The following is an 11,991-nucleotide window of genomic DNA, read 5'->3' on the forward strand; positions in this document are numbered from 1 at the left end:
CAATCCTAATCGATCGAGATCTAAAATATCCCCCCGCCCTCCACCTTCTCATCTCTCTTTTTATTCGATCTCAATTTAAAAATCTCTCCGTGGCTTCTGGAGGGTCTCTCCCCGGAGGTCCAGGACTATCTCTGGGCCGGCGATCCTCCACAGGCGGGGCTCTGGTGGCGTCGGTCTGGCCGTGTCGGTGGTCTCGGAGATCTTCTCCCCGCCTCCCTTCTCCCTCCCACGTTAGTTATGTGACTCTCCTCCATCTAAATATGCCAGATAGTCACATAACTACTTTTGAAAAGGGTTTCGTTTTTCGATACAAAATGTACGTGAAAATAGGCTTTACAGATTCAAAAAGATGATAATGGTATATATGGATTTTCGGCTTTTTCGACCCTCATTACAACGGCGCTAGACGCTGGTTTTGCGATGATTATTATAAGCCCTATCTTATGAATAGATTATTTTCCCGTGAAGTATACGTTTACGCGACGAGAGGGGGCTATTCTCATAGTGCATGGAATAGCCGTGTTTTCAAAATGATACCCTCCCCCATGAGGGGGAGGAGGGCGACAGTCTAAAGAGGTTCAGGTTCAAACCTCATAAAGAAATCGTGATGAATGGGGGCGGTGAGGGGGGCGTAATTTAATTCAGATACTGTTTATAATATACATTTGGTCGATTTAATAATATTAGACGAGCTTAGACAAACCATAGACATTTAGACACGATATATAAAAATGTGAAAATGTAATCCGTTGTAAGATCCCTATAAGTTCTGTCAATCTTTACATCCCTGTCAATTTCGCAATTCCGTTGCAACTTTGCAATTTCGATGTCCATTCTTTGTCCATCTGTCCATGTCGGTGAGTGGTGTTGTATCAATCCTGTATCAATGTATCAGGGGGGGGGGTGGAGGAAGGCGGTCACTCCTCCGGCCGGGGAGGAGCGTTCGAGCAAAGTTCGAGCAAAGTTCGAGCAAAGTTCGAGCAAAGTTCGAGCAAAGTTCGAGCAAAGTTCGATAGATACTATTAATAGACTGTTATCTACATGTTAAGTCGTACTAAGCCATATTAAACCATATTATGCTGCAAGACGCTGCAAGATGCTACAAGACGTCGATGCATGGCGGTACGTCTGACCGTCTGTCATACATTCGCCCCGCCATAAGAGCTTTAATATGGTGTGAGCGCATACTTCATTACATGATGACCTCCTATAAATCAAAACGGCGTTACGAATACGACGTATGCTTTAGGTGCACATCAGAACAGCGCAAATTTTTAGAAAAGTGCGCATGGGAAAACGGTGTAGGGCTGGCGGAAGTTGGCCGAGCCTGTATTGACTTGTTGATGGAAAAAGAGGGCGCTACATAATGAAAATGATGTTAAGGGCCGCGCGGGGGCAAACCACGCGGCGACGACACGACGGGCGACACTCCGAGACGCTACTCATGGAGATATCGTAGATGAAAGTTGTTCTAAAGCAATTTAAGCCTTTCCTAAATCAGAGAAAGGAGAGCGGTTTATTCACCTCAAAGGGCCGTATCGAGGCGCCAGATCGTGAAATAGCCGCCAGAATAGAAGCGGATCACGACCGGCCGGGGTGGTGGTGAGATGGGATTATCCATCCCTCCTCAATTCCAAGCCGAGGGGTTCCGGTTCGTTAAGCTCGGCTCCTCCGGCGAGGGCTTGAAGAAGCCCTTTGAATTCTTCTGGGATAGCCTGACTCTGGAGGATGCCCGAAGGCGATATGCTGAGGAACTGGCGGCCGCCGGCGGGGATAGATCGAAATCGAAGAGGCTCCAGGCCGGCGAGCCTTCTAAGCTGACGAACTACGGGGTAGACGACCCGACCCTCCTCCAGCATCTCCAGCGGGGCGGGAACTATGGGATCTTCAACGGGACCGGGCCGAACGGGGCGGGGCTGGCGACGTTGGACGCGGATAACCTCCCTCGTCTGGCTGAGTTGGTGGACCTCTCCCTCCTCCCCCCCACCATGGAAGCGGGGCGGCGGGGGGAGGACGGCGAGCCGATCCCTGAGAGGCGGCATTTTCACTATCTATCCGACCTGGAAGGAAGGCATCTCCTCCGGGACCCTGAGACGGGCGAGGTCCTGGGAGACCTCCGGGGGACTGGAGGCTTTCAGGTAGTCGGGCCGGGGAGTCTGCATCCCTCCGGGGCCGTGGTGGAGGTCCTGGAGGAACGCCCTCTCGCCACCATCAACGGGGACGAGTTGCTGAGGATCCTCTCTCCGGTCCTGGAGGCGAAAACGGATACCGACCGGGCAAAGCTGGAAGGGCTGACTAAGAAGAGACCGCCGACGACGACGGATAAGGACCCCTTCGGCGACGTGTCGATCTTGGACGTGATCGACGTAACGGGCTTCAAGGAGTCGGGCGGCCAGTTCTTCGGAGAGCATCCTATCCATGGGTCGGAGACGGGTCATAATCTCGTCGTCAGTCCCGCTAAAAATTCGTGGTGGTGCGGGCGACATGATACCGGCGGCGGTCCTGCCCTATGGCTGGCGGTGGAAGGCCGGATCATCGATTGCTCCGAGGCGAGATCCGGGGCTCTCCGGGGGGAGAGGTTCCTCCAGACCCTCGATTATGCCCGGAGCCGGGGGCGGATCCCCGACGAGGACCGGGGCCGGGGGGAGAGCTCCACCGAAGAGGCCCGGGACCTTTTGGAGACCCTGGAGGAGAAGCTTTCGGAGGATCCCGACGGGTGGGCGGCGGATCCCGACGTTAAGCGGGCGCTGGCGGCATACCGGCGGCGTGATGCTGTCGGGGCCGAGGCCCTACTGAAGCGGGCCGGGATCAAAGGGGCATTGAAGGCGGCTCTTCTGACTGACCTTAAAAGGATCGACGACGAGGACGGCGACGACGAGAAGGGAGGCCGGGGCCCGTCTATGGCTACCCGGATTGTAGACCTCGCCCTCGCCTCCGGGGCGTCGTTCTGGAAGTCTCCGGAGGGGGAGGCCTTCGCCACCGTCCCGAACGGGGGAGGTCATATCGAGAACCACCCCCTCAAATCAAAGGCCGTTAAAACCTGGCTGAGTGGCCTTCTCTACCATGCAGAGGGGAAGGCGCCGAAGGGTTCCGCGGTGGCGGATGCCCTCGCCGTCCTGGAGGGGGAGGCGACGTTCAAGGGCGAAACGTTCCCGGTATTCGTCCGATTTGCTGAGTACGGCGATAAGTTCTATCTTGACCTTGGCGGCGACGACTGGCGAGCGGTAGAGATCGACTCCGCCGGGTGGAGGGTGATATCCTCCGAGGCCGTCCCGGTGAAGTTCAGGCGGTCGAAGGGGATCACATCACTACCTGATCCGGAGAGTAACGGCGATCTTGAAGACCTCCGGCTGGTTCTGAATGTCCCGAAGGGGGCGCCGTGGGTGCTGGTTCGGGCGTGGCTGGTTCAAGCGTTCAAGCCGACGGGCCCCTATCCGGTCTTAATAGTGGACGGGGAGCAGGGGTCCGGTAAGTCCTGGCTTGGAAGGATCCTTCGGGCTGTGGTCGATCCTAATAAGTCCCCTCTCCGGCGCCCACCACGAAATGAGCATGAAATGATGATCGCCGGGTCTAATTCGTGGCTTCAAAACTACGATAACTTAAGCGGGCTCCCTCCCTGGCTTGGTGATGCGATTTGCGTTATGAGTACCGGCGGCGGGATGTCCACAAGAGAGCTTTATACCGACTCCGAAGAGGCCCTTTTTGATATCCAGCGGCCGGTTATCCTTAACGGGATCGATGCGTTGACGACGAGGGGGGACCTCTTGGATAGGGCGATCCTCCTCCATCTCCCCCGTATCGAGGCCGAGGACCGGAGGACTGAAAAAGAGATTTTGGCCGAGGTGGAGCGGATCCGGCCGGGGGTACTGGGGGCGGTTCTCGGTGTGATCTCCTCCGGCCTGCGAGAGCTCCCCAACGTCCGGCTTGAATCTAAGCCGAGAATGGCCGATTTTGCCGAGTGGGTGGTTGCCTGTGAGGGGGCGCTAGGCTGGAAGCCTGGCGAGTTCCTGGCGGCTTTCGAGACGAATCAAAACGAATCAAAAGTTGCCCTCATAGAAAACGACATGTTCGCCGTCTCCCTGATGGAATTTGTCGATGGACTCCCCGACCCTGAAAAAGGCGTCACCGATACCGCCGGGGGACTTCTGTCGATCCTGGAGGCGCGGTCGAATATTACCGCCAGCAGCATGCCCGCCGGGTGGCCGAAGACGGCGAAAGGGGCCGGAAACAAGCTCAGGCGGATTATCCCAGCGTTGCGGGCTATCGGCATTGAGGTGGAGTTCAAGACGGGCCACCGGAAAGTAAGACTAATCGAGATAAAACGGCATACCGCCTCCGAGAAGGATAGTACCGCCTCCGCCCCCCGCGTACCGCCTCCAGACGGACCGCCAGCGGGCGACGGCGACGGAGTACATGGAGTACATGGAGGCGGTCACCCCCTAACTTTGACCCTGGATGAAAATATAGAGAAGAGGGAGAGAGGAAAAGAGAGAGAAAAGGGAGAGGGTAAAGATAGAAAATCACCGCCTCCATCGCCTCCACAGCCACAGGATGACGGTTTTGGTGGAGTACATGGAGTACATGGAGGCGATACGGAGGCGATGGCTGGAGACTCCGGGCCCGAGGCCTACCAGAGCATAGCCGACAACCTGGAGGAGACCGCCAGAAGAGAGGCTGAGCGCCTGGAGCACGGCCGAACACCAGAACCGAAGGGGCGGAGCTCAGCCGAAAGTGATCGGCCAAAAAAGGAGCTTTCCGCCACAAAAAAAGATACGCCGGGGGAGAGGCCCTCCCTCTCCGAGCCTGCCCTCAAAGACCTCCTCGACGAATCAGGCGAGATCACGCCAGAGAGGTACGTGGCGAAGGTGGGGGGGACGTTGGGGACGGCTACCAGGCAGCTGGACCTGGCGGTGATCGCCTACGGATGGGATAGGCGAAAGATCGGCTTTTCTGTGATCTACGGGCCTGGGGTGAGGGCATGATCACCCTATCAATGCCCAATTTTGTCCACATTCTGTCCATCTGTCCACCGTCGAGAGTCACCGGGGATCCGACACCACGAAAAGGGCCGTTGTCAAATCCTGTCACTTTTTGTCACGTTGTCAACCGTTACAACGGGGTGATCCCATGATCCTCCAAGCCGATCTCTTCTCTTTCGAGAAGGGCGCCAGATCTCCGAGACTTCGAGCTCTGGAGGATCCCGACGAGGCCGACGTTTCCCGGCTCTCTCTGACCGGATACCAGGGGCGGAAGTGTGCTCGATGTGGCCAGCCCTTGAACGGCGGCGGGCTGGAGCTCTTAGGCTTCGGGCTGGTCTGCTGGCGTTGTTTCAACAAAGGGGGCCGGCGAGACGGAAGAGGCGATCTGAGCTCTGATGCCACGGCTGAGAGAAATGCCGGCTACAACTGGAGGCGATGACCTGACAGCCAAACCCTCAGATTTGGGCGAGGAGCTGGAGGCCCTCTACCATGAAGCCGATGCCGTCTTTGAGGAGCTTGTGTCCATCCTGGAGCGGGCGCGGTCGATCTGCGATGAGCTGGAGGAGGCAGGGCGGTGACTATCCGACGACACCCCAGGGGGGTTAGGAAGCATTTCGATACGAGGAGGACTATAAACGACCGAGAATAATAAGCCTAAAAAGACGCGGGGAGTGACCCTAAGGGAGCCCAAAGACGTCCGTAGGGTTTGCCAACGGATCACGTCTACGGCATTTCAAGAGGGGCGAGAACTCGAGTATTCGGGCCGGATCGCTCAGTTAATGGGGGTCTGGCTGAAGGCCTTCGAGCTGGAGAAGCTCGCAGACATCGAGCGGCGACTTTCGGCACTGGAAGAGGCGAAGGACGAGAGAAAATGAGATACGGCTATTTGCTGAGGCGGCTGGACCGGCTTGAGCCCGATCCCCCATGGGTCGATAACGACGAGGACGGGTTCCTCTCTGCGGTGGGCGCCCTCCCCGGCGAGAGCGCCTTCGAAGCCCTGGAGAGGCAGGCGGCGGAGATCTGGAAGGACTATGACACGATTTGAGAGTTTGAGGTCGCGGCTTGAGGACCTGGAGGAGAGCGCCCATGGGGGCATGACCCCCACCACCGACGGGGCGGGGCGGCGGGCGTGGCTGGAGGGGAGCGGACTCTCTCTGGCCTTCCGGCTGATGACGATCCAAGACGAGGGCGGCGTGATACCCGACGACCTCCAGCGAGAGGCGGATCTGTGGTCCAGAGCCGAGACTGAGGGGCATGGCCAGGCGGCGGCGATGGTTAAAGATCTGTGCATCCAGATCATGATGGCGCGGGGCGGGATGATCGATGAAGGCGGGCATTGAACGGCGGATTAGAGCCCTTGAAGCTGAGAGGGGGCCGGCGACGATCCAGACCCTACGGGACTACGTGGTCTGGCTGGCAAACCGCGAAGAGGGCGAGGAGAGACCGCCGATGGATCCAGAACTTGAAGCTGTGCTCTTCAACTTCGGGGCGGGGGCGGGGAGGGATGATAGCTAAACTGGAGCGGAGGCTTGCAGGCCTGGAGGCGGAGATCCCCCACCCCCCGCCGAAGGCGCGGCCGATCATGACCGAGGATGACCTGCTGAGTTTGGAGCCCGACGAATTGCCCGATTTTAGCAACACGCCAGAGCCGTTGCTGAGACAAATTCATGAGGCGTTGATAGAAGAGGGCGCGGGGGGCTGAAGGCCAGCCTGATGAAGATTAATTTTATTCACCGAAAATAATGATCTCTCAGATCGATTTTAAGGCCGGTTCTCTGGTGAGGGTGGATGATTATACCCCTTGATATCCTTTCTAGCTGTGGAGATATCACTGATATACGCTATACCGTATAGCTTATAGCGCTAGAGATAGCTATAGAGCTAATATGGAGAGCTTGAGGCAGTATAACGTCAGGCTTCCCGAAGAGCTTATCCAGACCCTCCAGGATGTAGCCAAAGAAACCGGAAGGGACCGGGCCGAGCTAGTGAGGGATGCCCTGAAACGGTATTTCGACGGGGAGCTGTGGAGAGACGAGACCACGGAGAGGTCATCTATGCCCCTCTTCGCGAAGGTCGAGGACCTGGAGAAACGTGTCCGAAGGCTGGAGATAGCTCAACCAGCTATACAAGCTATACAAACCACCGCTAAACGAGATATACAGACAGCTAGAAAAGATACCCTCCTGCCTATTAATGCCGCCGAACCCAAGGTTGAACCGGAGGCTAAACCAACCATTCAGAGACTATCCGAGGACCTGGCGACACAAGAGAAGATCAAAAAGATCTGGCAAGCCGGGGAGCGGAACCGACAGAACATAGCTCGGCAGGTGGGGTACAAAGACCGGACCGTCCAGCAGTACATCAAAGACTGCCTGGATAGTGGCGAGCTGGAGAAGTGATAAGACTAACAAGAACAAATAAAAAGGGAGGTTAATTTGACCCATAGGGGTAATATTCAGGATCTCCCTCCATCACAGGTCTACATTCATCTGCCCAAACCAAAGCAACAACGCTAGCCGTTCCGATACAAATATTCACAGGTGGAATGATCTCAATACCTAATGTATTATTCTTTATAGGAGTTAAATAGAAATACTCATATGTATCGTCGTACTGCGTCATGAACTTAGCCACCCACTCAAACCCAGGCAGGTCTCCGGTGCAGTTGAGACATAGTAACCCATCCTTAATTTCTGTTATGTTGCCTTGATAGACTGTTGTAACTGTAGCGAGACCCGATTGCGTTTGTGTGACGACCCAAACACCATCTTCTGGCTGAGGAAACCTAGCCAAGCTTGGCGTTGTTACCAACAGCATCACTAAAAATACGGCGAAAATTTTACCATTCATGACCTAAGATTTATTAAGGCAGCTTATAAGGTTATTGTGTACCACCCCATTTAGTTATGTGACTATCTAGTAAATGAAAAGGTGATGATAGTCACATAACTACGGGCCGTGGCGACTTGGAACGCCAGTGAGATTCGATTTTCTGAAAGAAGAGGGGCGGGGATAAACCACGTAATTACGCGGTTGCGGTTCTCTGAAAATCATGGCTTGATACGGATTATTTCTTCTCTTTATATACCCTTGACTTATTCATATTCCTATTCCAGTCTAATCCATATCCCATTTTGTCGGAAGATCGTCACCTCCGACGGGCCGGATTTTAGCAGCTATCAATCCATCCGCAAAACCATAACCACGTAATTACGCGGTTTCACGTTCCCGCTAATCTGATAAGGTGACGCTGCTTATGGTGGGGGTCTCGGAGGATCAAAAAGCGGGGGTCGGTCGCCAGATACGGCTTTAGCTTATCGATAAGCGGCTTGCTGACTCCGAGAAGGCGGGCGGCGTCTTTGGCTGTGGTCTGGCGGATATTAAGCCGTCTCATTTCAGAAAAGAGGCGGTTAACGTGGTCTTCGGCGGTCTTCTCTCGGAGGGCCGGGGCCGGGGTCTCCAGGGCGGTTATCCGGCGGCGGTCGGAGGCTATCTCCCTCCCCACCGTCTCCCTGTGGTCGGCGTGGTCCCGCCGGAGGGCTTCGACCTCCTGCCTAAGCTGGCGGTTCTCCTCCTCCACCGCGGCGAGGCGGGCGAGGATCTCGGACATAAGGGCGCGGTCAGAGGGCGATGCGAAAAACTGATATCCTTCTAAGTCTACTTTATCCATAGCGATTGCTCCTTTGGGTGGGGGTGGTCGTCTCGGGGTGGTCTCGTTCTAGCAGGCGAGACCCCTTAATCACCATATTTTTCAACGTCGATCCCTCTATCTCGAAGGAAGTCCTTTAGGGCGGTCTCGATGACCTGACTTTGTGCACGCATCCCGAGACCTTCTTTGCCTATATAAAATCGCAAAGCAGCGGCGGTCCTGTCGGTCATCGTTACCGTGGTTTTCACGGTCATGATATAGTTGTTGACTTATAAATTTATAACGTTTTTGGTACTTTGGTATCTGAAAACTGACGCATTCAAGCGGTATTGAGTAGTTATGTGACCGCTCCGAGATTTAACCAAAACCGAAACATTTTTTGGTGACTACGATAGTTTCCCACCACAGAGGAGCGGATGATAACGAGACTGAATCCAATTTTGGCCCTGCTGGTCCTGGCTTCACTTATGCCTATCCTGGCGGCGGCGGCACCCGACGAGGCGAGCGGGATAGTTACCAACGTCGTAGACGGCGACACCTTCGACCTTCGAATCGATAAGACCGACCCCCGGATCATCTATGAAATCGAGCGGGTGAGGCTGGCTGACGTGGACTCCCCGGAGATGAGCACGCCAGAGGGGGAGCCGGCGAAGGTTTTCGCCACCGATACCCTGTTGGGCCAAAGGGTCTGGCTGGACATCGATAACACGTCTGGGGATGGGCGAGACCCCTATAACCGGCTTCTTGCCGTGGTCTACTTGGAGGACCTCAACGGGACGATCAACACCAGCCACCCCTTCAATCGGATGCTGGTAGATGCTGGCTTCGCCGTGGTTAAGAACTTCACCAACAACGAATTCGACCCGGCGGCGTGGTGGGGGAACGCGACGACCGAGCCCGAACCAGACGAGGTTAACGAGACCGCGACGACGACCACAGAGGGGCAGTTTGTGGGCTCTACGAAGTCGGATAAGTACCATTATCCCTCATGCAGGTGGGCGGAGAAGATCCTCCCTGAAAATGAGATCTGGTTTGCCAGCTCTGAGGAGGCCAGGGCGGCGGGATACATCCCCTGTGGGGTGTGCAACCCACCATGAAGATCCGAATCATCAACTCCAGTAAGGAGATATCCAGGCTTGATCCAAAAGAGAGGGTGGTCCATGTGTCTTTCCCCCTCACTACCTCCGCTCTCCTGGAGCTGGCAAAAAAATGCCCCAAATTAGAGGGTATCCAGGTTCCCCCATCACGGCTTGCGAATATGGGGGGTCGGTCCTTGATCCTTCTGGAGGTCCTGGGGGTTAGGATTTTCGAGGGCTCCATTCAGGGTTATAGGACGGATCGGGCCGAATACATCACCATAGATGACGGCCTGATCCTCCAGAGGGCGGGGGAGCTCCGGGCAGAGGGCTGGACTCCGGGGAGATCGTGGCGAAAGTGGCTGAGGAGGCGGGGGTCTCGCCGGGGCTGGTGGGGTTCATCTTGGATTCGAGGGCTTAGGCCGTCGCCTCTTCGATGATTCTGATCGATAGGATTTACAATGTTCTTTGGAGAGGAGACCGATTACCGCTCTTGGAAGACCACTCTTCACCAAAGCTATTTAGAACATCGATCAAGTCCTTTTTCCAAGGATTGGTAATCTTGGTAGGTACTCTCTGCATTATTTTGAGTAACTCAGGGTTGTCTTTCACTATTTCAAGGTCATCCGCCCTGATGAACATGAAATCCCATTTGTCGGTTTGATTAAAGGTACAAACCGCTAGTATGTCAAAGTAATCAGCACGGTAGCTTCGGGTATTGCTTCCATCCTTTGAATTCCTGGTTCTTTGAATCTCTACCTTGTAGCTAAATTCCGGTTTCTTGTAAACCTCATTCCTTAGATTCTTACACTCCATTTGGTAGCTCTTTCCTTTTGACTCAAAGGCGAAGTCGGGGTGGCCGTCTTTATCTCTCCATTCCAAGCTCTGAATGGTCCCTTGATTCTCTAAACCTTCCAAATAGCGGTATAGGTATAACTCTGCAAGCTTACCCTTAACATCTACCTGTGCCCTAAAACCCTTCAGTATTGCTTCCATTATGTCGCTAGCGGGGGCATTTAGAAGATCCTCTAATTCATGAGCCAATGCAATCACTTCAGTAATTGCCAATGGAAAAGTGCTAATATAATGCAGACCTATCTTGATTGTGTCTTGAAAGAGCCTTTAAAGATACAGAGGGAGTAAATGTCCTTGAAGCGAAAGAGAGTGCAGGTTGTATTCACAGTGGAGCAATGGGCCCTAATTGAGAAATTCCGGGGCGATCTCGGAGATGGGGATGCTGAGATCGTAAGGAATATAGTTCTAGCGTGGCTTTCAGAGAAATCGATCATCTCTACCAATGCGAAGGCCAAAATGAGCAATCCTCTGCCTTCGAGGTAACTGCAATGCCCACATATGACACCATGCCGCTATTGGACTTAGGACTTGAGAACCCGTTTAAGAGCATCATATCAGCTAAGCCCTACTATTTCACGGAATACGGCTCGGCTTATCTAGGAGAGGCCCTAGACATAATGAGTGAAATACCGGACTCCACACTTAATTTGATAGTTACTTCCCCGCCCTATGCCCTTGTATTCAAAAAGGAGTATGGGAACGTTGATGCTCAAGATTATGTAAAATGGTTCATGGGCTTTGCTCAAGAATTCCACAGGGTCTTAAAAGACGACGGAAGTCTCGTAATTAATATCGGCGGGTCATGGAATAAGGGAGTACCTACCCGGTCTACATATCATTTTGAATTGATTATAGAGTTAGCTAAAGTCTTCCACCTGGCTCAAGAATTCTACTGGTATAATCCTGCAAAGCTCCCATCACCGGCTGAATGGGTTACAGTCAGGCGGATCAGAGTTAAGGACTCGGTAGAATTGGTGCTTTGGTTCTCCAAGAGCCCCTATCCTAAAGCTGATAATCGAAGTGTCCTTCAGCCATATAGTAAGGACATGCAGAGGATCATTGAAAAGGGGTATGTAGCCAAAAAGAGACCATCCGGTCATAACATCACATCCAAATTCAGAAGGGACAATAACGGGGCAATCCCCCCCAATGTGTTACAAGTAGGGAACACCGATTCTAGCAGTCCCTATTTGAAGAAATGCAAAGAATGTGGCATGAAGCCTCATCCTGCCAGGTTTCCAAAGGATCTACCTCAATTCTTCGTTGACTTCCTAACGGAACCAGGGGATATAGTTATGGACCCCTTCTGTGGTAGCAACGTAACTGGGTTCGTGGCGGAGAATAGTAAGCGAAAATGGATTGCCATAGATACTGTCGAAGAGTACCTTATGGGGTCGGAATTTAGGTTCCCTAGAGTCTATAAATGACTCTA

Annotated in this window: 17 protein-coding genes; 13 read left to right on the top strand and 4 right to left on the bottom strand. The window is 54.0% G+C overall.

Features of this window, described 5'->3' with window-relative positions:
* The first annotated feature begins 1,459 nt into the window (after nt 1–1,459).
* The 9 genes from MHAR_RS13825 to MHAR_RS12225 all read left to right on the top strand — a co-directional run bounded on the left by MHAR_RS13825 (nt 1,460) and on the right by MHAR_RS12225 (nt 7,378).
* A complete protein-coding gene (locus MHAR_RS13825; protein WP_014271914.1) occupies nt 1,460–1,606 on the top strand; it encodes a hypothetical protein in 147 nt (48 codons plus the stop codon).
* A 1-nt stretch (nt 1,607) separates the two neighbouring features.
* Nucleotides 1,608–4,982, top strand: a complete 3,375-nt coding sequence (locus MHAR_RS12690) for a hypothetical protein (protein WP_014271915.1) — start codon at nt 1,608–1,610, stop codon at nt 4,980–4,982.
* A gap of 392 nt (nt 4,983–5,374) precedes the next feature.
* Nucleotides 5,375–5,557 (top strand): hypothetical protein, encoded by a 183-nt coding sequence (locus MHAR_RS13520; protein WP_143763564.1) that lies wholly within the window; start codon nt 5,375–5,377, stop codon nt 5,555–5,557.
* A gap of 93 nt (nt 5,558–5,650) precedes the next feature.
* Complete coding sequence (locus MHAR_RS12205) at nt 5,651–5,854, top strand: hypothetical protein (RefSeq protein ID WP_048145139.1); 204 nt, start codon at nt 5,651–5,653, stop codon at nt 5,852–5,854.
* Complete coding sequence (locus MHAR_RS13830) at nt 5,851–6,024, top strand: hypothetical protein (protein ID WP_014271917.1); 174 nt, start codon at nt 5,851–5,853, stop codon at nt 6,022–6,024. The genes MHAR_RS12205 and MHAR_RS13830 overlap by 4 nt, the downstream gene beginning before the upstream one ends.
* Nucleotides 6,011–6,319, top strand: coding sequence for a hypothetical protein (locus MHAR_RS12210; RefSeq protein ID WP_143763566.1), 309 nt, complete (start codon nt 6,011–6,013; stop codon nt 6,317–6,319). Before MHAR_RS13830 ends, MHAR_RS12210 begins: the two co-directional genes overlap by 14 nt.
* Complete coding sequence (locus MHAR_RS12215) at nt 6,303–6,494, top strand: hypothetical protein (RefSeq protein ID WP_014271919.1); 192 nt, start codon at nt 6,303–6,305, stop codon at nt 6,492–6,494. Before MHAR_RS12210 ends, MHAR_RS12215 begins: the two co-directional genes overlap by 17 nt.
* Entirely contained in the window at nt 6,484–6,681 is a 198-nt protein-coding gene (locus tag MHAR_RS12220) for a hypothetical protein (RefSeq protein ID WP_048145144.1), read from the top strand. Before MHAR_RS12215 ends, MHAR_RS12220 begins: the two co-directional genes overlap by 11 nt.
* A 184-nt stretch (nt 6,682–6,865) precedes the next feature.
* Nucleotides 6,866–7,378: a ribbon-helix-helix domain-containing protein gene (locus MHAR_RS12225; protein ID WP_014271921.1), complete on the top strand. Its 513-nt coding sequence runs from the start codon at nt 6,866–6,868 to the stop codon at nt 7,376–7,378.
* A gap of 31 nt (nt 7,379–7,409) precedes the next feature.
* On the opposite strand, the gene MHAR_RS13110 is transcribed toward MHAR_RS12225, so the two are convergent.
* The 3 genes from MHAR_RS13110 to MHAR_RS13835 all read right to left on the bottom strand — a co-directional run bounded on the left by MHAR_RS13110 (nt 7,410) and on the right by MHAR_RS13835 (nt 8,882).
* On the bottom strand, nt 7,410–7,829 hold the full coding sequence (locus tag MHAR_RS13110) for a hypothetical protein (RefSeq protein WP_014271922.1): 420 nt from the start codon (nt 7,827–7,829) through the stop codon (nt 7,410–7,412).
* Between the two features lie 370 nt (nt 7,830–8,199).
* Nucleotides 8,200–8,589: a hypothetical protein gene (locus tag MHAR_RS12230; protein WP_143763568.1), complete on the bottom strand. Its 390-nt coding sequence runs from the start codon at nt 8,587–8,589 to the stop codon at nt 8,200–8,202.
* Nucleotides 8,590–8,714: 125 nt separating this feature from the next.
* Entirely contained in the window at nt 8,715–8,882 is a 168-nt protein-coding gene (locus tag MHAR_RS13835) for a hypothetical protein (protein ID WP_187287876.1), read from the bottom strand.
* 162 nt (nt 8,883–9,044) lie between these two features.
* Between MHAR_RS13835 and MHAR_RS12235 the strand changes: the two genes are divergently transcribed.
* Both MHAR_RS12235 and MHAR_RS12240 read left to right on the top strand, forming a co-directional pair.
* Nucleotides 9,045–9,725, top strand: coding sequence for a thermonuclease family protein (locus MHAR_RS12235; RefSeq protein WP_048145148.1), 681 nt, complete (start codon nt 9,045–9,047; stop codon nt 9,723–9,725).
* On the top strand, nt 9,722–10,144 hold the full coding sequence (locus tag MHAR_RS12240) for a DUF1699 family protein (protein WP_048145150.1): 423 nt from the start codon (nt 9,722–9,724) through the stop codon (nt 10,142–10,144). Before MHAR_RS12235 ends, MHAR_RS12240 begins: the two co-directional genes overlap by 4 nt.
* A gap of 16 nt (nt 10,145–10,160) precedes the next feature.
* Here the strand turns inward: MHAR_RS12240 and MHAR_RS12245 are convergent, their stop codons facing one another.
* Entirely contained in the window at nt 10,161–10,772 is a 612-nt protein-coding gene (locus tag MHAR_RS12245; RefSeq protein ID WP_014271926.1) for a hypothetical protein, read from the bottom strand.
* Nucleotides 10,773–10,847: 75 nt separating this feature from the next.
* On the opposite strand from MHAR_RS12245, the gene MHAR_RS14000 reads away from it, so the two are divergent.
* A complete protein-coding gene (locus tag MHAR_RS14000) occupies nt 10,848–11,042 on the top strand; it encodes a hypothetical protein (RefSeq protein WP_014271927.1) in 195 nt (64 codons plus the stop codon).
* Between the two features lie 5 nt (nt 11,043–11,047).
* Complete coding sequence (locus MHAR_RS12255; RefSeq protein ID WP_014271928.1) at nt 11,048–11,986, top strand: DNA-methyltransferase; 939 nt, start codon at nt 11,048–11,050, stop codon at nt 11,984–11,986.
* The last annotated feature ends 5 nt before the right edge of the window (nt 11,987–11,991 follow it).

It is taken from the genome of Methanothrix harundinacea 6Ac, from assembly GCF_000235565.1.
Taxonomy (GTDB): domain Archaea; phylum Halobacteriota; class Methanosarcinia; order Methanotrichales; family Methanotrichaceae; genus Methanocrinis; species Methanocrinis harundinaceus.

Coding starts and splice junctions, on each gene's coding strand:
- MHAR_RS13830 (WP_014271917.1), top strand. CDS start 5,851: ATGAGATACGGCTATTTGCTGAGGCGGCTGGACCGGCTTGAGCCCGAT.
- MHAR_RS13835 (WP_187287876.1), bottom strand. CDS start 8,882: ATGACCGTGAAAACCACGGTAACGATGACCGACAGGACCGCCGCTGCT.
- MHAR_RS12220 (WP_048145144.1), top strand. CDS start 6,484: ATGATAGCTAAACTGGAGCGGAGGCTTGCAGGCCTGGAGGCGGAGATC.
- MHAR_RS13825 (WP_014271914.1), top strand. CDS start 1,460: ATGAAAGTTGTTCTAAAGCAATTTAAGCCTTTCCTAAATCAGAGAAAG.
- MHAR_RS12225 (WP_014271921.1), top strand. CDS start 6,866: ATGGAGAGCTTGAGGCAGTATAACGTCAGGCTTCCCGAAGAGCTTATC.
- MHAR_RS12230 (WP_143763568.1), bottom strand. CDS start 8,589: ATGTCCGAGATCCTCGCCCGCCTCGCCGCGGTGGAGGAGGAGAACCGC.
- MHAR_RS12210 (WP_143763566.1), top strand. CDS start 6,011: ATGACACGATTTGAGAGTTTGAGGTCGCGGCTTGAGGACCTGGAGGAG.
- MHAR_RS12255 (WP_014271928.1), top strand. CDS start 11,048: ATGCCCACATATGACACCATGCCGCTATTGGACTTAGGACTTGAGAAC.
- MHAR_RS13110 (WP_014271922.1), bottom strand. CDS start 7,829: ATGAATGGTAAAATTTTCGCCGTATTTTTAGTGATGCTGTTGGTAACA.
- MHAR_RS12235 (WP_048145148.1), top strand. CDS start 9,045: ATGATAACGAGACTGAATCCAATTTTGGCCCTGCTGGTCCTGGCTTCA.
- MHAR_RS13520 (WP_143763564.1), top strand. CDS start 5,375: ATGCCACGGCTGAGAGAAATGCCGGCTACAACTGGAGGCGATGACCTG.
- MHAR_RS12215 (WP_014271919.1), top strand. CDS start 6,303: ATGAAGGCGGGCATTGAACGGCGGATTAGAGCCCTTGAAGCTGAGAGG.
- MHAR_RS12240 (WP_048145150.1), top strand. CDS start 9,722: ATGAAGATCCGAATCATCAACTCCAGTAAGGAGATATCCAGGCTTGAT.
- MHAR_RS14000 (WP_014271927.1), top strand. CDS start 10,848: ATGTCCTTGAAGCGAAAGAGAGTGCAGGTTGTATTCACAGTGGAGCAA.
- MHAR_RS12690 (WP_014271915.1), top strand. CDS start 1,608: ATGGGATTATCCATCCCTCCTCAATTCCAAGCCGAGGGGTTCCGGTTC.